This window comes from Candidatus Amoebophilus asiaticus 5a2 (genome assembly GCF_000020565.1).
GTDB classification, from domain to species: domain Bacteria; phylum Bacteroidota; class Bacteroidia; order Cytophagales; family Amoebophilaceae; genus Amoebophilus; species Amoebophilus asiaticus.
Genome location: NC_010830.1, coordinates 1,063,600 through 1,084,570, shown reverse-complemented (window position 1 = coordinate 1,084,570; position 20,971 = coordinate 1,063,600). Strand labels below are relative to the sequence as shown.

The 20,971-nt window shown below is 37.7% G+C and carries 12 protein-coding genes and 1 pseudogene; 7 read left to right on the top strand and 6 right to left on the bottom strand.

Going from position 1 to position 20,971, the window contains the following annotated elements; translation table 11 throughout:
• Window positions 1-19: 19 nt before the first annotated feature.
• Window positions 20-843: pseudogene (locus tag AASI_RS04385) on the top strand (IS982-like element ISCaa5 family transposase).
• Between the two features lie 360 nt (window positions 844-1,203).
• On the opposite strand, the gene AASI_RS04380 reads toward AASI_RS04385, so the two are convergent.
• The 4 genes from AASI_RS04380 to AASI_RS04360 all read right to left on the bottom strand — a co-directional run bounded on the left by AASI_RS04380 (window position 1,204) and on the right by AASI_RS04360 (window position 10,467).
• Window positions 1,204-3,540, bottom strand: coding sequence for a U-box domain-containing protein (locus AASI_RS04380; protein ID WP_148204954.1), 2,337 nt, complete (start codon window positions 3,538-3,540; stop codon window positions 1,204-1,206).
• A 75-nt stretch (window positions 3,541-3,615) separates the two neighbouring features.
• Entirely contained in the window at window positions 3,616-6,501 is a 2,886-nt protein-coding gene (locus AASI_RS04375; RefSeq protein ID WP_012472990.1) for a U-box domain-containing protein, read from the bottom strand.
• 820 nt (window positions 6,502-7,321) lie between these two features.
• On the bottom strand, window positions 7,322-9,493 hold the full coding sequence (locus AASI_RS04370) for an ankyrin repeat domain-containing protein (protein ID WP_012472989.1): 2,172 nt from the start codon (window positions 9,491-9,493) through the stop codon (window positions 7,322-7,324).
• Between the two features lie 770 nt (window positions 9,494-10,263).
• Window positions 10,264-10,467, bottom strand: coding sequence for a hypothetical protein (locus AASI_RS04360; RefSeq protein WP_012472987.1), 204 nt, complete (start codon window positions 10,465-10,467; stop codon window positions 10,264-10,266).
• A gap of 159 nt (window positions 10,468-10,626) precedes the next feature.
• On the opposite strand from AASI_RS04360, the gene AASI_RS04355 reads away from it, so the two are divergent.
• The 6 genes from AASI_RS04355 (at window position 10,627) to AASI_RS04330 (ending at window position 16,482) form a co-directional block, all read left to right on the top strand.
• Window positions 10,627-12,906, top strand: coding sequence for a hypothetical protein (locus AASI_RS04355; protein WP_012472986.1), 2,280 nt, complete (start codon window positions 10,627-10,629; stop codon window positions 12,904-12,906).
• Entirely contained in the window at window positions 12,851-14,470 is a 1,620-nt protein-coding gene (locus tag AASI_RS04350) for a hypothetical protein (RefSeq protein WP_012472985.1), read from the top strand. The genes AASI_RS04355 and AASI_RS04350 overlap by 56 nt, the downstream gene beginning before the upstream one ends.
• A complete protein-coding gene (locus tag AASI_RS04345) occupies window positions 14,471-14,905 on the top strand; it encodes a hypothetical protein (protein WP_012472984.1) in 435 nt (144 codons plus the stop codon).
• A complete protein-coding gene (locus tag AASI_RS04340; RefSeq protein ID WP_012472983.1) occupies window positions 14,893-15,378 on the top strand; it encodes a hypothetical protein in 486 nt (161 codons plus the stop codon). The genes AASI_RS04345 and AASI_RS04340 overlap by 13 nt, the downstream gene beginning before the upstream one ends.
• A gap of 262 nt (window positions 15,379-15,640) precedes the next feature.
• Window positions 15,641-15,931, top strand: a complete 291-nt coding sequence (locus AASI_RS04335) for a hypothetical protein (protein WP_012472982.1) — start codon at window positions 15,641-15,643, stop codon at window positions 15,929-15,931.
• Between the two features lie 215 nt (window positions 15,932-16,146).
• Entirely contained in the window at window positions 16,147-16,482 is a 336-nt protein-coding gene (locus AASI_RS04330) for a DUF6984 family protein (protein ID WP_044282809.1), read from the top strand.
• A gap of 127 nt (window positions 16,483-16,609) precedes the next feature.
• Here the strand turns inward: AASI_RS04330 and AASI_RS04325 are convergent, their stop codons facing one another.
• Both AASI_RS04325 and AASI_RS04320 read right to left on the bottom strand, forming a co-directional pair.
• The gene (locus tag AASI_RS04325; RefSeq protein WP_012472980.1) at window positions 16,610-17,200 is read right to left on the bottom strand and encodes a ribonuclease HII; all 591 of its coding nucleotides are present in this window, start codon (window positions 17,198-17,200) and stop codon (window positions 16,610-16,612) included.
• 12 nt (window positions 17,201-17,212) lie between these two features.
• Complete coding sequence (locus tag AASI_RS04320; RefSeq protein ID WP_012472979.1) at window positions 17,213-20,530, bottom strand: sodium:solute symporter family protein; 3,318 nt, start codon at window positions 20,528-20,530, stop codon at window positions 17,213-17,215.
• Between the last annotated feature and the right edge of the window lie 441 nt (window positions 20,531-20,971).

The window sequence follows — 20,971 nt, the reverse complement described above, 5'->3', positions numbered from 1 at the left end:
CAATAAATCGGAGGTCATTATGATTGAAAAATCAATAGCAATATACTCATTTATTGATACTTTACTCAAGTATTTACATCATCAAGAAGATAAAAAAAGGAAGTTGTCGGATGCAGAAGTACTCACAACAGCTATCATCTCAGCCTTATACTTTGGCGGACATCTTGACAAAGCTCGATCGTTTATGCATTCCACTAAGCTTATCCCTAACATGCTCGATAAAAGTAGGTACAATCGCCGCTTGCATGCTATAGGAGAAGAGATAACTTCGCTCTTTTTAGAAATAGGCACTTTATCAAGCAAGTAGCCACTTGTAAGGACTTTGTATTGGATTCATTTCCTGTGCCTGTGTGCGATAACATACGTATTAGCAGATGTAAACTATTACAAAGTGAAGCTTACAGAGGCTACAAAGCCTCTATGCGCCGTTACTTTTATGGCATTAAAGTGCAGCTTATTACTACTGATTGTGGTATTCCGGTCGAATTCTCAATAGTAGCTGGCAGCCAAGCGGATGTAAAAGGATTGCACCAACTGCCCTTTTCTATGCCTGCTGGTAGTGCACTTTATGCTGACTCGGCTTATACTAACTACCATCTAGAAGATATGTTGGCTGATGATAGGATTAAGCTTTATTCTCAGCGTAAATCTAATGCTCATCGAAAGGATACGCCTTCTCTGGCTTATCTCAAAGAGCGCATGCGAAAAGTGATAGAGACCAGCATTAGTGGCATTAAAGGCCTTTTCTTAAGGAAGATTCATGCTGTTACCTTCCAAGGCTTTCTGATCAAAATACTCTTGTTCTTGCTAGCTTTTCAAATCAACAAAGCTTTTCTTATCTAGCAACTTAGGTTAGTTAGCAAAATTCTATACTTTAGATATCCAAGGGAGTAGCGCCTTATAGATAAAAGCGCCTCCAAGAAACACACTCAAGTACAATTTTATCTAATGGATTGCCAAATACGGTATTGTTAAATTAAGGTAATTGAAAATATAAATAATAACTCAGAGCATGTTTTAATTTGTAGTCCATTAAGATATATTCTATACTAATTTAACAACACTATTTTTTTAATCTCTCTTGTGCACTTGCATCTCCCTCCCTGTGCAGCAGCTCTCTCATACCACGCTACTGCTTTAGCGTGATCTTTATTAAATACCTTAGTTGGCGCTTTGCTTTATATACTTCTCTGTTGTTCCCCTTTAGCCAGCATGGTTCGACTCATCTAATGCTTTTTGTGCTGCTGGATAAGCGTTAGCTGATTTCTTATACCACACTGCTGCCTCCACGTGGTCTTGCATGACCCCTTGGCCATATTGATACATCCATCCTACTATATATTGAGCTTCTATACACCCTTCCTCGGCCTTGCTTTTCATATGGCTAATAGCCTCCTGGATTAATTTACTTGCTTGTAAAAGATTTTTCTCAACTCCAAAACCGTGATAATACATGCGACCTAGATAGGCCTTAGCATAGTTGTTTCCTTGCCCAGCACTTTTTTCATACCATTTTACTGCCTCTTGGTAGTTTTGGACCACACCTTGTCCATAGTCATACATCCGAGCTAAATTATATTGTGCAAGTGCATGCCCTTGATTCGCTACTTTTTCAAACCATTCTACAGCTTTTACATAATCTTTAGCTACACCCTTTCCATTTTCATACATATCCCCTAGGTTATTTTGTGCCCCTGTATGCCCTTGCTCAGCTGCTTTTTCATACCATTCTACTGCTTTCTTTTCATCTTTAGCGACTCCCCGTCCATTTTCATATCTTACTCCTAGGTAAAATTGTGCTTTTGCATTTCCTTGATCAGCTGCTTTTTTATACCATTTTACTGCTTTCTTTTCATCTTTTGCTATTCCACGTCCATTCGCATACATTATGCCTAAATTAGATTGTGCCTCTGCATGTCTTTGATTAGCTGCTTTTTTATACCATTCTATTGCTTTTTTATCATTTTTAACTACTCTTTGAACATTGGCATACATACATCCTAAGCTATACTGCGCAGGAGCATATCCTTGATCGGCTGCTTTTTTATACCACTCTACTGCTTTCTTCTCATCTTTTTCTACTCCTCGTCCTTTTCCATACATAACCCCTAAATTAAATTGTGCACTTGCATCTCCTTGGTTGGCTGCTTTCTCATACCATTCTATTGCTTTAACATAATCCTTGGCTACTCCTTGCCCATTTGCATATATCTGCCCTAGATTATATTGTGCACTTGCATCTCCCTTTCTAGCAGCTCTCTCATACCATTCTAATTCTTTTCTTGCATCTTTTTCTACTCCTTTTCCATTTCCATACATAACTCCTAGATTATATTGTGCATCTAAATTCCCTTGATTAGCCGCTTTTTGGAACCATTCTACTGCTTTGATGTAATCTTGTGCTACGCCTTCACCGTTGAAATATTTCGCTCCTACTTTTAATTGTGCATCTGCATGTCCTTGATTAGCAGCTTTCTCATACCATTCTATTGCTTTACTTGTATCTTTTTCTACTCCTTTTCCATAATCATACATCATGCCTAGCTCAAATTGTGCTCTTGCATGTCCTTGATTAGCAGCTTTTTGATACCATTCTACTGCATTCCTTGCATCTTTAGCTACTCCTTGACCTTTTTCATACATAACTCCCACTTTATATTGAGCATGGGCATGATGATTTTCACTTAAATTTAAAAGCTTACTTAATGCTGCAAAATCCCCTCTTTTAGCTTGAGAAAATAGTTTATCAATAACGCTATCACTTACAAAAAAGCAAGCTTCAGATGGTAATGATTGCTGTCTTGCACTTTGCATACCGAGTGTAGGCTTAGCTATACTAGAATTGCGTGTCTTTAAACTCTTAATTAGGCTGCGTATAGCATAATTAGGTATTAACTTAGTGCTACTAACTTTAGCTCCTGTGACAGGGCTAGTGCGTTTGCCCATTGAAAACCATCGCTCAATGGCCGTTCGCTCATACGTATGCCCGTCCCGTGCAATAACAGGCTCTTCCATCAGCTCATGAGTAATGGGACAAAGGCATTCGTTAGGTATAGACTGATCGGCTTTCTCCTCTCCTTCCTGCATTCCTCCCGCGAGCCCTGCTCCTTTATAGATCACTACTGTAGGTGCCTGGTTGTCTTTGGCTAATTGAAGCTGGATGCGGCGTTGCTGCGCCTGTTCACTTAGCTGTGGTAATCTCGTTACTTCTGCTCCTTGCTCAAGCGTTACTGATAATCCTTCATATGTTTTACTAAATCCTCGAGGTGCATTCATCTTGACATTAGCTCGTAACTCACCGGCTTCTTCATAAAAAGTAACCGCATGTCCTCCCTGGGCTATCAACATTTGATCGACCAAAGGCTGGATATCTGCTTGAGAAAGAATTGTTTGTGTATTAGTTTGTATAGATACTGTTTGCTCTTCCCCGGCTGAAATAATTGGATTGCTACTAAATCCTCCTCCGCAGCTTTGTAAAAAAAGGCTGATAAGTAAAAAACGTGCTATCAGTTGCTGTGCGAGTGTATAATTGATTTTCATATCTATTACTTTAGCATAATCTTTATTAAACACCTTAATTAGTGCTTTGCTTTATATTCTTCTCTGTTGTTCCCCTTAGCCAGCATGGTTCAACTCATCTAATGCTTTTTGTGCTGCTGGATAAGTGTTAGCTGATTTCTTATACCACACTGCTGCCTCCACGTGGTCTTGCATTACCCCTAGGCCATATTGATACATCCATCCTACTATATATTGGGCTTCTATACAACCCTCCTCAGCCTTGCTTTTCATATGGATAATAGCCTCCTCGATTAATTTACTTGCTTGTAAAAGATTTTTCTCAGCTCCAAAACCATGATAATACAAACGACCTAGGTAGGCCTTGGCATAGTTATTTCCTTGTCCAACACTTTTTTCATACCATTTTACTGCCTCTTGGTAGTTTTGGACCACACCTTGTCCATGGTCATACATCCGAGCTAAATTATATTGTGCTCTTGCATATCCTTGATTAGCAGCTTTTTGAAACCATTCTACTGCTTTAGCATAATCTTTGGCTACTCCCTTCCAATTTTCATATATCCATCCTAAATTATATTGTGCTCTTGCATGTCCTTGATTGGCTGCTTTTTCAGACCACTCTATTGCTTTAGCATAATCTTGACTTACTCCTCGTCCTTCTCCATACATCCATCCTAGTTTAAATTGTGCTCTTGCATGTCCTTGATTGGCTGCTTTTTCATACCATTCTACTGCTTTCCTCTCATCTTTTTCTACTCCCTCTCCTTCTCCATACATAACCCCTAGGCTAAATTGTGCCCTTGCATGTCCTTGATTGGCAGCTTTCTCATACCACTCTATTGCTTTTTTTTCATCTTTTTCTACTCCTTCTCCACTCTCATATATCACTCCTAAGGCATATTGACTCTTTGCATGTTCTTGATTGGCTGCTTTCTCATACCATTCTATTGCTTTAACATAATCCTTCGCTACTCCTAATCCCTTTTCATGCACATATCCTAAATTATATTGCGCATTGGCATGTCCTTGATTGGCTGTTTTTTGAAACCATTCTATTGCTTTAGCATAATCTTTAGCTATACCTTCACCCTTGAAATATCTCGCTGCTAATTTTAATTGTACATCTGCATGCCCTTGATTGGCTGCTTTTTCATACCATTCTATTGCTTTTCTTACATCTTTGGCTACTCCTTGACCTTCTATATATATCACTCCTAAGGCATATTGACTCTTTGCATGTCCTTGATTGGCTGCTTGCTTATACCATGCTATTGCTTTAACATAATCCTTAGCTACTCCTAATCCCTTTTCATACATATATCCTAAATTATATTGAGCATGGGCATGTCCTTGATCGGCTGTTTTTTCATACCATTCTTTTGCTTTAGCATAATCTTTAGCTATACCTTCACCCTTGAAATATCTCGCTCCTAGTTTTAATTGTGCATCCGCGTGTCCTTGCTTGGCAGCTTTTTTATACCACTCTATTGCTTTCCTTGCATCTTTGTCTACTCCTCGTCCTTCTGCATACATCCATCCTAGATTATATTGTGCTTTTACATATCCTTGATTAGCCGCTTTTTGAAACCATTCTACTGCTTTCCTTGTATCTTTTACTACTCCTTGCCCATCTGCATACATCCATGCTAGATTATATTGTGAGGTTGCATGTCCTTGATCCGCCGCTTTTTGAAACCACTTTATTGCTTTCCTTGCATCTTTTGCTACGCCCCATCCATTAGCATAACTTACGCCTAGATTAGATTGTGCACTTGCATCTCCTTGCTTAGCTGCTCTCTCATACCATTCTATTGCTTTCCTTGCATCTTTTACTACGCCTAGCCCTTCTGCATACATCCATCCTAATTTATATTGCGCACTTGCATGTCCTTGGTTGGCAGCTTTTTGAAACCATTTTATTGCCTTAGCATAATTTTGAGCTACACCACGCCCATCTGCATACATCCATCCTAGATTAGACTGTGCAACCGCATGTCCTTGCTTAGCTGCTTTCTCATACCATTCTACTGCTTTGGCCGCATTTTTTGCTATACCTCGCCCCTCTGCACACATAACCCCTACTTTATACTGCGCATGGACATGGTAATTTTCACTCAAATTTAAAAGCTTACTTAATGCTACCACATCTCCTCTTATGGATTGAGAGAAAAGTACATCAATAACGCTATCACTCACAAAAAAGCAAGCTCCAGATGGTACTGATAGAGATTGCTGTCTCGCAGTTTGCATACCCAGAATAGGCTTAGCTAAACTAGAATTGTGTGTCTTTAAGCTTTTAATCAGGCTGCGGATGGCATAATTAGGTATCAGCTTAGTGCTACCAATTTTAGCTCCTGTGACAGGGCTCGTGCGTTTGCCCATTGAAAACCATCGCTCAATGGCCGCCCGCTCATACGTATGCCCGTCCCGTGCAATAACAGGCTCTTCCATCAGCTCATGAGTAATGGGGCAAAGGCATTCGTTAGGTATAGATTCATCTGCTTTCTCCTCTCCTTCCTGCATTCCTCCCACGAGCCCTGCTCCTTTATAGATCACTACTTTAGCTGGCTGGTTGCCCTTGGCTAATTGAAGCTGGATGCGACGCTCCTGCGCCTGTTCACTTAGCTGTGGTAATCTCGTTACTTCTGCTCCTTGCTCAAGGGTTACTAATAACCCTTCGTAGGTTTTACTAAACCGTTCAGGCACATTCATCTCGACATTAGCTCGTAACTCACCGGCTTCTTGATAAAAAGTAACCGCATGGCCCCCCTGGGCTTTTAGTCCTTGGCCTGCCAAAGACCCGATGTCTGCTCTTGGAGTAAGAATTAATTGCGAATGCGTTTGGATAGATGCTGTTTGCTTTTCTTGAGTCGAAATAAGTGGATTATTATTAAACTCTCCGCAGCAGTTTTGTAAGAAAAAGCTGATAAGTAAGATGCAAGCTATATAAACTTGAAATGGAGAAGAATTTCTTTTCATAAGTTTGTAGGTTAATGATGAGTCTATAATAATGCATGGTTGCTTTGATTACAAATTTAAATGCCATTGCTGAGGAAAACACTATACTTTGAATACTCAAAATAGATCTGATTCTACAACTGGGACAGATAATACCTTATAGATAAGAAGCCGTATAGAAAAGTTACTAGTTAGCTATTACAATTTTTATTGAAGAGATTCTATATGCTCAGCTCTAATTCCTGTCATCTCTTCAACAAAACTTATATAAAAATCTTTTTTCAGCATATTTTCGGCAATCTTTAAATTTCTGGTGCGCATGCCCTCTTTAAGGACCTTTAAAAACCTTTCATAATGACCTTTTCAATAAGGGGTTTGAAATTCAATATGGAGTGATTGTTGGCTGGTTGAAACGCGTGCATAACCAAAGGTTCTCATAAAAGTGTCTACTAAATCGATTATTAGAATAAGTGTCTACTAATATAGGATAAGACGATTTTTTAGACAATGAAAAGTGGGTATTTTGGGGTGTCTATTATATTATAAATTCGTAGACACTTATTCTTGATCTGCAGGTTATGTCAGCATAGGAAAGACAAGTGGTACGCTTGATATTTATTTTAGCTTTTTTTATTATTATCTATTTCCCTGTTGCATCTATTACTTGCTGTAAGGAACAGATGTAAGGGAGACTTTACATGAAATTTAAAGCGTAGATAGGCAGATTTTAGTAATAAGATAACTAATCATTAATCTCCTTATAAACCGTAAGTTTCTGTTCAAATGCCCCTGCTGGTCCTAACTAATAACCCACCATGATAAATTATTATTGCTCTAAATATTAATTTTTTTCTATTTCTATTAAATATTTACTCACTTCCATTTGATTATTTGAATGAGCAACATACAGCGGAGTGTAATCTTTTTCACCCTTAGCATATACATTTGCCCCCTCTTCTATCAATAATTTTACTATATTTAAATGTCCTTTTGAGGCCGCCCAATGCAGTGGAGAAAAGTTTCTGTGATCTCTAGAGTTTACATCTGCTCCCCTTTTTAATAGTAATCTAGTTGTATTTAAATCACCCATTAAAGCTGCTACATGCAATGGGCTGTTCCTAAGTTTATCCTTAGCATCTACCACATGCCCTTTTGCTAATAGTATGCTTGCTATTCCTAAATGTCCATTCCTAACAGCTATGTGCAACGGAGATAAACCATTTTTATCTTTTAAATTTATACCTGCTTTATAATCTAGTAAAATTTTTACCAACTGTAAATTTCCCTTTATAACGGCCCAGTGCAGTAAAGGGATATACTTTTCATCTTGAGTATTAATATCAGCACCTTTTTCTAATAAAAGACGTACCATTTCTAAATTACCCTCGTCAACAGCTACGTATAGAGCACTTCGACCATCTTTATTTTTAGCCTCTATATTAGCTCCTCTATCTATTAATAATCCAACTATTTCTAAATGATTCATGCCAGCAGCTAAGTGTAATGGTGAAAAACCATGTATATCTTTACAATTTATATTGGCTTTATAATCTAACAATATGTTGACCATTTCTAAACTTCCTTTTCTAATAGCCACATATAAAGGAGATCTATTACTTTTATCTGCAAGGTTAACATTAGCTTTATGTTTTAATAATAGGTTAATTATTGCTATATATTCTTCCTGAATAGCTAAATATAAGGGAGAACAACCATTTATATTTTTAGTATTTACATCAGCTTTATATTCTAATAAAAGCTTTAATATTTCTATGTTGCCCATTCCAGAAGTTAGATGTACAGTAGACATGCCATTTTTGTCCCTTTCATTTACATTTATATTAGTTTCTTGTGTTAATAACCTCTTAACTGCTTCTGTATGACCTTTCTGAACAGCTAGGTATAATTTAGATATTTTCCCTTCGTTCTTTTGAACTGGCTTTACTACTTGCTTATCAACTTTGTTTGTACTACCTCTATCTGTATGTATGGCAATCAAATCACGCTGAGCTCTAGCATCTCCTTTCTCAGCAGCTTTTTGAAGCCATTCTACTGCTTTTTTATAATCTTTTTCTACACCCCGTCCAGTTTTATACATAATTCCTAGTTGGTATTGTGCATGGGTGTGATGATTTTTACTTAAGTCTAAAATTTTTATTAATGCCTCTAAGTTTCCTTCTTTTGCTTGAGAAGCTAATTCAGCAATATCTACATCACTCAAAGTAGCTGAAAAATTTTTTTGTTTTCCTTCTGCTAATTGTTGTTCTAGTTGATAAATTTTTTGCCGAGCCTCTTCCAAATTTACCTTATGCCTGGCTAAATTGGGAATACTTTCCTTTAATTCCTGAATTAAGCTACGCATGGTATAGTTAGGCGTTAATTTTGTGCTAAGCAGGTTAAGTCCAGTTTTGGGACTAGTGCATTTCCCTGTACTAAACCACTGCTCAATGGCTGTTCTTTCATAGGTATGACCATCCTGGACGATGACTGGATCTTTCATAATCTCTTGGGTGATAGGACAAAAACACTCGTCGGGAATTGATTCGTTATTTGCCTCATATTCTTCTTGGGTTTGCTCCTCCTCTCCTTCTAGCATGCCTCCCGCAAGTCCTGACCCATTGTAAATTTTTACTTTTGCAGGTTCTGCCCTTTTGGCTAATTGCAGATAAATACAATTCTCCTGTGTTCTTCTATCTGAGTTAAACAAGCGAGGTAACTCCATTCCTGGTTCTACGCGTACCTCTAAACTTTTATAGTTTTTGCTAAATCCTGGAGGTGTATTCATCACTACATCAGCTTTCAGGGCGCCCGCTTGCTCATAAAATGTAACACTATGGCCTCCGTGGGCTGTGAGTTGTTGATCTTCTATAGATGGAATAGGTAGTAGGTTTCTTAGTTGGTGGCTAGGGCCTATTGTACGCTCTTCACCACGTAAAGGCAAGTTATCTAGGCCAGTACAACTTTGTAAGCATAAGCTTATGAGTAAAACATAAGTTATATATTGCTGCAACATCGTGTATTTTTTTATACTTTATAGATTAAAACAAGGAAAGTATATTAATTAATAGATAATATAAATCCAAATAACTCGTGGATTGCTACTAAGATAGCGTATAAAAAAGCAGGAAATAAGGTATTCACTCGTCGCACACTTTGTTCCACAAACCATATATGCAAGGGACGGCCGGGGCCTCTAAAGCCCTTGCATATACCATTTGCTTGCCTTCGTTCGCGCTCCTGTTGGTGCTCCTCCGGCAAGCTCTCTTGTTTTGTTACACACGCTTTACTCCTCGTTCATCTGCGGGCTCTTCGTTCCCCCAGACCCCTTTAAGGTATTCGCTATGCTCATCTTTTGTTTAGTCTGGGAGAACTCACGCCCTCGGTGTTCGACTCGCCTGCTGGCTCACTCGCCACAGGCTTTTTTGCCCACTCAATCACTTTTCCCTCGTAAAGCTCGGCAAACCTACCCGCATCCTAATATTTTATACACCTAGGCAAAAAAGCCTTCGACGCCCAGGCCGCCGTTTGTTGCATTCCTGTTCACCAGGCTTTACCTTTCTTGCCACGGCACGGCTCTTTCCTGGACGGGATCGATCGCGCTCGCAGACGGCTCGCTTTAAAATAAAAAAGCGCCTCAAGTTAAGCTTTCAAAGCACAATTTTCCACTAAAGTCTTGTCAATGATTTCACTATGCCTAGCTTCTTAAAAAATCTCCACCTTTACTATGTGTAGGTAGTATTTTTCAATACCTTTAATCCTTGACAAGACTCCTTTTGAAAGCTTTTAAACCAGTCTCTTTTTTCTTTTTCTTTTTACCAGTTTTTCTGGTTTTTCTTCTTCTTTTTTCTCAAAATAGAAATTAATACCTATTGGGGGCTGTTTGAATAAAAGTGTAAATAGAATTAAATCAAACAACATACGTATGAAAATAACCCTATTATCAAACGCTCTAGCGTGCTGTTTTGCTCTCAAGAGAATAATTGACAACTAGCCTCTTATTACTACTACAATTACAGCACATACTATTTCAAAACTTAGTTTTATACTTTTTATAATTATTTGTTGCATATTTGCCTGGATATATTTATCTAAATATTACTCAAAACTAATCATTCTTTTTTCAAACTTTACCTATCAAAATCAGCCATGTATAGCACTTCTAAAAGAATCATAGCTTTTATTTTACTGAGTAGTCAATTACTAACAACCACTAGTTGTAATGGCAATTTTAATATACCTATCGAGCCACAGATAGTCCATACACATCATCAACAAGTAGATAAGAAATGGAGCCAAGACAATGCATTAGTGCCTCTAACCAGTGAATTAGGGTTTGATGAGTGTAAAAAAGATGACGCTCCAGATCAATCTTTAACCAATCAGTTGCCCTTAGTTGAAAGTAATAGTGCTTCTGCCACAGAAGGTAAAGCTCTCTTTGTAGGACGCTCTAAAACTTTAAAGAAGAATAAAGAGCAGAAGTCGGTATCGAGTCAAGCAAAAACTTTTACAACGCCGGTTTATATAGATAGACCCACAGGTTACAGTAGAAAGCTTACTCACGATAAAGCTATAGGGGACAAGCATTTTACTACCTTAAATAAGAGTAAGGATTTAGATTCTTATAGAGAGCAAGCTCGAGCCAGCCAGAAACAAGTTAGTGAGCTTAGCGATATAGCATTAAATGTTACTGTTGCTGAGCTTCTTACAATAGACCAAGGTTTAATAGCAAAAGGAGGCCATCAAGTATATCTAACCGTTGTAGAAGGCAAGTGGATGGCAATTGTTAAAGAGAATGCTCCTATAGGTTTTAGTAGAACGCAGTATTTGGATTTATATCTAGCACCTGGTTTTACAACCAACCAGTTAAGTAAACATAGCCCTGAATGGCAAGAGGCACATATAGGAGTAGTATTTCCTGAAAAAAGTTCAACTGGCAAAGGGTATGTATATATAGGTGACGGGGGGCTGCTCGGTGGTGGGAATAGTGGTTCCAAAGGAGGCGGTGGAAATGATAGCGATAGGACATCTAGCAGAAGTGAATCTAGTGAGAGGAGTACATCTGGCTCTAGCCACAGTTCAAGTAGTAGCAGTGGTAGAGCAAGTCATAATATTGGAAGCTCACATAGTAGTTTCAGTATGCCAAAAACTTCATCTTCCAGTTCCCATCATCGAGATAGCTTTAAGGATTTTTGTAATAAGAGTTCAGCTAATGTTTCAGCTTCGTTATCTTCTGCAGGTATAAAGCATGATACCCATAGCACTTCCCATACTAGTGATAGTTTTAAGGATTTTTGTGATAAGAGTTCAGCTAATGTCTCAGCTATGTTATCTTCTGCAGGTATAAAGCATGATACCCATAGCACTTCCCATTCTAGCTTCTCCAGCCATACTAGTTCATATTCTAGCAGCAGGGCATCTAACCAAGCTGCTAGTAGCAGTAATAGTGAAAGTAAGCCTGCTGCTTCTAAGGAGTCATCCTCTTCAAGCAAAGAATCTAAAGCCCCCCATCTTACCCTAGAGAATGCAGCTACGGAGGTGAGAAAGCACATACAAGAGGCTAAAAATGATGGTCCTAAAGCTACGAGTGTATCAGCCAGCCAGCAACAACAAGCAAAAGGGGAGCAACTACTTAAACAGCTACGTGAAATCAAGCAACAACAGGAACGGTCGTATAGCCAAACACAGACCGCTTACATTACACCAGGTAATTCTGAAATAGGGAATAAGCTGTTGTTAGACCAGCTAACCAAAAAAGGTCAAGAATTGTCTACTTTAAAAGAATTAGAGTCAGAGCTAACACAAAGCTTAGAGCGCGAGCGTCCAACTAGCCATTATGAGGAAACAAGAAAAGAATCAATACTAGCTAGTGCTACAACTACACCAAAAGAGATTAAGGTAAAAGATAAAGGAAAAGAAAAGGATACAAGCTTGACACCTGGTACTACCCAAGCAACAAATAACCTTCATAGTACAACCCTATCTTCGTCTGGGGACATTTCTACTGCTACAAGTACTACTGAACCACTACTCAGCACACCCACTAAAGGTCCAGCAGTTAAAGTTGAGAGTGGTACACGTAAGACAAAAATACCCTACAATGATAGAGCGGACAGTTTTAGCTATGACCACTACTCTTCAAGCACTAGCACAAATACACCTGCTGTATCAGCTACAGAGCCTACTAACCCGGCTACATCTAGTACTACTTCCACTAGTACTACTGATAAAAGTGAAGCAGAAATTCATAACCAGTGGAGTGATTTGTTAAAGGAAATACAAGTCCAATTGGGACATTCCAAAATACAAGGTTTAGCAGACGCTCTATATCTACAAAAACAGGCTAGATTCTATATAGAAAAATTAAAGTCGTATGAAAAATATAAATGCATTAGCAGATCTTCCCTCGAGCAAGCACTCACTCAATGAGCTGGAAAAGCTATCTGTACAGGTTGAAGCTGCCCTGGATAAGGAGAGGTATAATGCAGTCGTAGGTGAAATCAAGCAAGTGTTGGATACAAGAATAGAAACTATTAACAGGCTACAAGAGGAAGAAGCAGACCCAGTTATTATCATAGCAACGGCACGCGAGATAAAGCCCCATGTAGAAGCAGCTATAAAACACTTGGAGGAGTTTTCGACCAAGCAAGATAAGAGTTCTAGTATAGAGAACTTGAAAGAAGCCAAAAGTCAGCTTGAAGGGGTGATTAGAGATTATACTCACAGGAAAGTTTTATGGGATAAGTACAAGTCAGCTTTTAGCTATGCAGCCAAGCATGTTTCAAAAAGGATAGAGCAAGAGCAAGAAGAATTAGCTAAGAGCATAGGAAAGTCAGTCGAAAAGCCTGAAATAACTATAACCAATAAGTCAGGTATAACCATAGCGCAACTAGAGGAAATTTTTCCAGAAGACTCCAGCAATAACTTCAATTTGCAAAAACTGATAGATACTTTAGATATAACTGTTAATTTCCCAGCAGCAGAAGAGAATGCTAACAGTAGCGAGGAGGATGAAGAAGAAGAAAGGCAAGGTGTAGAGGAGCATTTAGAAAGAGAAGCTAAGTACGAGAAAACAGTAAGCCAAAAGGAAGAACAAGAAAGGGCTAGTAGCCAAGCAGGTATAAATGAGAAAGAGAAAGAATCAGCAGCAAAAAGGCAAGCCAGAAAAGAACAAAGAAGAGCTAACCAAAAAGCCAGAAGAAAAGAAGCATCTCCCAAAAAAGCCCATGAAAAAGAGCTGATAAAAATAGGACAAGCTAAAGAGCAACTTAAAAGCTTGGTTAAAGATCAAGTGAAATCTTGTGTAGAGGATGCTGAATTTACTAATTGTAGAGTAGTATTATTGATGATCGATGAGAAGCTCAAAAAAGAACCCAATAATAAGTCTTTACAAGCGTTAAGGGTAAAACAGCTAGAGAAATTCCAAAGCCACCCGCTTTACAGCCAAGTTATAGCGTTAGGAATAGAAGTTATGGCTCTATGCCAGCAAGCAGAGTTAAAAGCTGACGAGAGACATATTAGGGCTACAATATTACCGCATATTATACTACCATTAGAGATAAATCAGTCAAGAGAATTTCGTCAAGAATCAGAAGAAATTGAAGCAACTATTCTTAACTCTTTACGAGATCTATTATGCTGTTCGCACAGACCAAGCGGGTTAAGAAGGACAGCAGAAGGTATAAAAGGATTTGTTGAAAGTTTTTATGATACAGGAAAACTATTTTTAGTAGATGTACCTGTCTTATTAGATAATTTAGGGATGAAAGGAATTGAATCATTGGTAAAGTGGGAAGATAAGCTAGGTATGAAACAGGGCTGGGCTAACTTAGGAGAATTTTGTAAAAAATTGTTTGATGAAACAAAACAAGCCTGGGAAGACCCAGAGGCTTATAAAGCTCGTATGCAGGCTGCTCATGAAATAAAAAGGAGGGAGGCACTTTACCGTCGTGCATTTGATGCAGAGAATTACCATTTAGGGCAAGATAAGTAGTTGGGGTATATTCCAGCAGAGGCAGTACAAATTATCTTTGGGGGACAGATAATTAAAGGGGCCAGGAAAGGTGTTATCAAGGGAGTCCAATTTATTAAGAGAGTGCAGCAAGGGACTAAAGTGGGAGAAGGCGTGGTAGAGGGGGCGAAGTTGGCCAGAGGGGTTGTTAAGGGGGGAAGTAACCTATCAATTCGTACTGACATTGTGCTTAGTGGGGGGCGTAGTGGGCAGTTGGTAAAAACTTTAACTGGCCCTGCAAATAGTGTGGTAAAAGGTAGCCAAGGAAGGATTTTTATTACGGATAATGCTGAGAAAGTTATTTGGGACATTACCAAAGACAGAGCAAAATCAGTAATACCTGGACAAGGTTTTGGGCCAAAAGTTACTCCGACACAAGAACATTTGAATCTTTTAAAACAAGTATGGGGAAATTAATCATGAGCAATAATTGGAAGATATCTGTAAGCGAACTATTAGACATATTCAGAGAAGTATTACTTGCAGTAATCCCATGGCTTGAAAAAGCAAAAATCAAATGGAAAGAAGGAGAAGCTTATGATGATTGGGATAATATAGCGGAAGCCTTATATAAGAATATTGTCTGTTCTTCACTAACTGGAGAAGTTGCTTTCAAATATACAATTGCTAAATACAATTTTAACTATGATGACTATGCTTCAATAGATTTTATTGAGGTAAGGAGTAAAGATAATTCTGAAAAGAAGTTTGCATTCGTATCATTTCAAAGTAGTTTTTCTCCGCTTGATAGTGTTAAAGTAGCGGAACTCAATAAAACGGATAAGGTTGTTGGATATACGAGTTTAAAATTTGACAGTTTGGGGTTCTTTTTTGTGAAAAACATTAATGGTAAAAAGGAGTTTATAGATAACATAGATGTTGAGTTGTAGCAGCTGTCACTAATGGGGAAGTTAATCTTACAAATCCACAGTTAAAGTCTATTTCTTCACTTGAAAGACAGATAGCTAAACACGAAGCTAAGCTTGCGGAGTATATAAAAGACCCTATGAAGTTTGATAATAAAGGATTTCTTAAAAATGCTCCAAATGAGGTGGTAAGGCAGAAAATCATTCAATCAAGGATTAATCATCTTCAGCAAGCGATTAATGCATTCCGAGACAACATTCAAAAAATCATTAATGGGAAATAACTATGAAAGTAAAAATTGATGATATAGAAAAGGTTACTTCACTTCTACTTTCAAAACTTAAAGAAAGTAAAGGAAATGAAATTGAATTGAATAATGATTTCTATTGGGATATTTCCGAAGAAGAATTATACAATCCATACCAGGATCCTAAAAACATTACTTTAGATCAGTTGTCAGATGATTTGGAAGAGATACAACGACTTATTAAGTCAGATGATGCAATTACTTATGATTTAAAGAGGCTTGCATCTATTTTGAAGGCATTAAGCATTGAAAACCGAACAGCATTTTAAGCTAAATAAAATATTCATTTCGGCATATTGATGCTCTGGGCGTAGATCGTAAAATGGTACAGTCGGTTATAGAAAAACATTTTAAAAGTGTAAGTGCTCAAATAATCAAATAATAGAAGGAAAGCCTTTTAATCAAGTAGTACAAATTGGAGAAGTTAAAATTCAATATACAGCGTTTAAGCTAGCGGATGGAATTATAAATATAGGTAGAATACATTCAGTTAAATAGAAAACTTTTATTATCTGAAGAAAGACTTTTAGACTTTTTGGTAAAAAAGTCTAAAAGTCGCCTTCCTGCAAATTGGAAAGATAACTTACTAGTTCGGCCAATGAATGATGGCAAAATGGGTAGCTTGTTATTATTCCCATATGATATTACAAAGAATGATCGTATGTTCGGCAAGCAGATTAGTGAATGCCAATTTAAAGATAAAGATGGAATAGATGTTATCGCATCCTTGTATATAGATGATAAGGGTAATTTATTTGAATTGGATATTTGGAAAGTAGACTTTTCACCCTTACTGGATATACCTCAAAAATTTAAGTAATTTGGACTAGTGGGGGAATTCGTACAGAAACTTATGGTTTTAATGTTAACTAACGGATATAAGCGTGAGTTCATGTTAAAGAATAAACAGAGTTTAAAGAAAGGTAGACGGAAAAATTTTAAACGTACTACAAGCTAGGCTGTAAATGTTTGGCGACCAAACTAAAGCTTTTACGGTGGTGAAAGCTCATTCCAAGCTCATAGATAGCTTGGTAGTGCTCTTTGGTAGGATAACCCATATTGATTTCCCAATTGTAGCCAGGTTCTCTTTCCGCTAGCTCCTGCATATACTCGTCCCGGTATACTTTGTCTATAATAGACGCAGCAGCTATGGAATTAACTTTTTTATCACCTTTGACAATACACTCATGCTCGATATTAGGATAGGGTAGAAATTTATTGCCATCTATGAGCAGCAGTTCTGGCTTTACGATCAGCTTATTAATAGCCCGATGCATGGCTAAATGAGTAGCATTAGAAATATTGACTTGGTCAATTTCTTCTGGTGTTGCACAGCCAATAGCCCAGTCAATGGCTTCTTTTTTGATAATAGCTGCTATTTCTATTCTTTGCTTAGGGGTAAGCTTTTTGGAATCCTTTAATAAAAAGTAATAATATTGAAGAGGTAATATTACTGCCGCTGCTACAACCGGCCCTGCTAAGCATCCTCTGCCGACTTCGTCACATCCAGCCACTAACTGATTGAAAGTTTCCTTCATAAACATGCCTATTTATTTTTTCTTTAGTACTTCTAGACTTAATATTTCCAATTCCTGTGATACAGTTGTCAATTCTAGATTTTTTGCCAGAGGTACAAAGAAATTTAAGGTTTCAGAAGCAATATGCTTCTGTTTGGCAAGGGAAGAATGGCCACTGATGGTGCGCATGTTATGCATGCGATCAGCTAGTTTTACATAGGCTGCTCGCTTGTCTTCATAATTGATAAGACGTGCAATGTTTTCATGATCTTCAAGCATCAGGCGTTTTCTATTTTCTTCTAAATTAGTCACCTTTTGCACTAAAAAAGCGACTGTCTCTCCAAACATAATCTTTATCTGAATAAGAGAAAGCCCGGTGTCTTCCACTGTATCATGCAAAAGTGCTGCTATAACTGCATCTGGGTCCTGGCAGTATTCTAAAAGGATTAAAGCAGCAGCAATAGGATGCGTAAAGAAAGGCTCTCCTGACTTTCTTTTTACTCCTGCATGGTATCTTTTTATTACATTGAGTGCTTTACTTATAGGTTTAAAATCTATTCCTTTAGCAGTTAATTTATTTTTGAGCTCTTCTTCAACCTTAATTGACAGGGGGTGATTTAACTCTGCTGGATCCACAACAGCAGGCTCTCTAATAATTTCCATGACCTTACCTCGTACCTCTCGGAGGTTTACAGGAATAACATATAAATGGGTAATAATATGGCTGTCTAGTTCTGCATAACCATAATGAGCATCTACAATACGAGCATTTTGCAAGAGCATACGGCGGTTTCTATCACGGGCCACTTGGTCCACTATAGAATTGTGATTGAGATTGTAAATAGGTTGTATTTTTGGTAAAGACTTTTCTATTGTTAAAACAATCCTAATGGCATTTGATTCCCGCGCATAGTTTTGCATATGGGCAACACTGTAGCCTAATTTGGCATCTTCTAAGGCAATTGTAATGGGCCTTGTGGCATTGCTACTTTGATAAAGGTATGTAATACTGTTTGCAAGCATTTGCTTTATTCTTTCCCTATCTACTTCTATAGTAGGTTGCTTGGATTTATTCTGGATTAAAAGGTCTGGCATTTGTGGAAAGTCACTTAACTTGATAGTTTCTCTAACTTCAGAAATTAACTCCTCCATACTTATCCTTTTTACATCGAGTCGCATGTAATCTGTCATGCGATAAATAGCCTGCCTCATATAAGCAGCCATCGTCTCATCAAAAAGAAGCGTATCTTCTTTAGTAAGGTCTTTTAGTATTTCCTCCCTATATCTAAGTACCTCCTGCATTTCTTCTTTAGACTGGTTATTAAGAGTCATTAGGTAAGCATTCTTCTTTTGCAGAGTTTCTTTACTTTGTTTAAATCTAAATAAGGCTATGAGTAAACTACTAAATAAGAGCAACCCATGACTAAAATGAAAAGAAATAGGTATTGCTTGATTAGGTGAGATGTCTTGGCCTGTAACCCACTTAAATACCCCTGCAGCAACTATTATTCCAGCTATAGCTAATGTGAGCGCTAATGGCAAATAAGTAAATAAGGCAATCATCACAAGGCTTAGCATAAATATTAAAATTTGACTTGATTGAAATCCACTCATAATCACAATCATGCCTCCTACAAAAAAGAGCGTATAGAAGATAAGTAAAGGCCACACCCATGCTAATAATCGCTTGTTTTTTAGTGGAGCTGGCCAAATTTGAAAGCCCAATAAACTTGTAGTAATCACAAGTACGGAATATTGGATGGTTCTATAAAGCATTAGATACTCTTGCTCGATAACATGTGGTAAATGGTATAGCGAGACATACGTAGCAATAAGTGAATAAAAGGCTAGCAAAGGATAATAATACTCTTGTTCAGGCAGATTTTTTTCAAGGTAAGCTGGTAAGTTAAAGGACTTTAATTGAGTCCATCGATCTTTCCAGGTAATGGCTTCTATCCCTGCTTCTGTTTCTTGTTTTATCCAACCCCCTTCTTCTTTGAGCAAATAGTGGCTACCTACTAGGAAAATGAGGTTAGCCATCATACCGGGAAAGAAACTATTAACATTTTTGAAATAGAGTAATAGAAGAGCAGTCATAACAAAACCAGCCCCCATACCTATGTAAATAACTCGCCTACTAGTACGAAATCCGAAGATAGTAAGCAACATGGGGATAGTGAGGATAGGCAAAGAGAAATTAGAAAAGAGCAATATAATTTGTAAAATATTTTGAATAGAGAGCGTTAATAGGACAGCCAAAAATCCTATGGCAAAAGTCGCAATAGCAGCTGCTTGTACAGAGGCTTGTTTAGTAATTTTTAAAGGAGGGAGAATATCATTAGCAACTAGTACCGCACAAGAGTTTAGCGCACTGTCTGCTGTGGACATAGCCAAAGCAATAACACCTACCCCTAAAAATCCTTTAAGGCCTGTATAGGTGTATGTCTTAATCATATACCCTACTACTTGATTGGTAGTTAAATGTGGATTATCAGACAAAAGTAAAACAGCGATCCAGACTATAAATAGTTGTATTAAAACCCAAAGTACCGCCGCATAGGCGATAGCACGTTTTATCTGACTAGTATTTCGTGCCATGGCCATACGCTGAAATATCTCAGGAGGTAAACCAGGAACTATAAGCACAAACATAAAAGCCAAGGTCCCTATAAACTGAGGACTCCAACTGATCACGTGTTCAAAATTAAAATTAGGATTTTCTGAGAGGGTATGTATTACCTGGCTAATATTGGGAATGTGGTGCCAAATGGCCAAGGCTAAAACAGGAAGCAAAGTGCCAAAAGTAATGAATTGAATGACATCTGTAAAAGTAACGGATTTAATGCCTCCAAACGCTGAATAAATAATAATAATGGTAGCTGCAATAACAGTAACTTCAGGTCCTTGATAGTTAAATAGGGCCTCCAAAATTCTTGATATTACTTTAAATTGAATAGCTATGTAGCCTATTGTTGCTAATACGGTGCAGATAGCAGTAATCAATTGTACACCTTTACCATAAACGCTGCTCATGATATCGGCTATAGAAACGCAGTTTAAAAAGTTCCCTAAACGAGGCCCTATGATGTACCCTGTAATTAATAACCCCAAGAAACTTCCTATTACACTTGCCAGGACATAGTATAACCCATTGGTGTAAGTTTGTTCTAGTCCATTAAGAAACATGCTACCAGAAGCCTGGGTAGCCACAAGGGTAGCAATTAGTGCAGCTGTAGAAAAGTTTTTATTTCCGATGGCATATTCTTTAAAAGATTGTTGCTTACCACGGTAAAGGATTCCTATAATAAGGTTAAGGAGCAAGAAAACAATAAAAATGATGATATCTATCATAGCTCGTAATTAATAAAAGGTTCGTTGAGTATTTTATTCAATAACATAGAACCATTATTTACAGCAATTTTTGGTTAAATACAAAAATCTCACAAACATTTAGGTAAAAAATACCTCTTGTAAAATCTGGGGAATTTAAATTGATTAATACCTGGTAGTATATAGCATTATGCTCACTCATAATCACTTGAAAAACAATACTAGAAAGTTAGAATACACAATAAAAGCTAGGCAATCTGGGATCTTCTTCATTTATTCCTGCTGGCATATGCAATGTGTATAAACATGCAAAAGCAATCAAAAAAGCAGCTATACCATCAATTATAAAAAGCAAGAAGAAGAGCAGCCATAGCCAGAATATAGGTAAGCTTGCTTTTATAAAGTTGTGATGAGCCAACTAATTAAGCCAATCATTCCTATTAAAGAAAATTCAAGAACATA

What these genes read in the sequence shown, in the direction of transcription:
- AASI_RS04355 (WP_012472986.1), top strand. Translation starts at nt 10,627, where the DNA reads ATGTATAGCACTTCTAAAAGAATCATAGCTTTTATTTTACTGAGTAGT.
- AASI_RS04350 (WP_012472985.1), top strand. Translation starts at nt 12,851, where the DNA reads ATGAAAAATATAAATGCATTAGCAGATCTTCCCTCGAGCAAGCACTCA.
- AASI_RS04325 (WP_012472980.1), bottom strand. Translation starts at nt 17,200, where the DNA reads ATGAAGGAAACTTTCAATCAGTTAGTGGCTGGATGTGACGAAGTCGGC.
- AASI_RS04375 (WP_012472990.1), bottom strand. Translation starts at nt 6,501, where the DNA reads ATGAAAAGAAATTCTTCTCCATTTCAAGTTTATATAGCTTGCATCTTA.
- AASI_RS04380 (WP_148204954.1), bottom strand. Translation starts at nt 3,540, where the DNA reads ATGAAAATCAATTATACACTCGCACAGCAACTGATAGCACGTTTTTTA.
- AASI_RS04340 (WP_012472983.1), top strand. Translation starts at nt 14,893, where the DNA reads ATGGGGAAATTAATCATGAGCAATAATTGGAAGATATCTGTAAGCGAA.
- AASI_RS04335 (WP_012472982.1), top strand. Translation starts at nt 15,641, where the DNA reads ATGAAAGTAAAAATTGATGATATAGAAAAGGTTACTTCACTTCTACTT.
- AASI_RS04370 (WP_012472989.1), bottom strand. Translation starts at nt 9,493, where the DNA reads ATGTTGCAGCAATATATAACTTATGTTTTACTCATAAGCTTATGCTTA.
- AASI_RS04320 (WP_012472979.1), bottom strand. Translation starts at nt 20,530, where the DNA reads ATGATAGATATCATCATTTTTATTGTTTTCTTGCTCCTTAACCTTATT.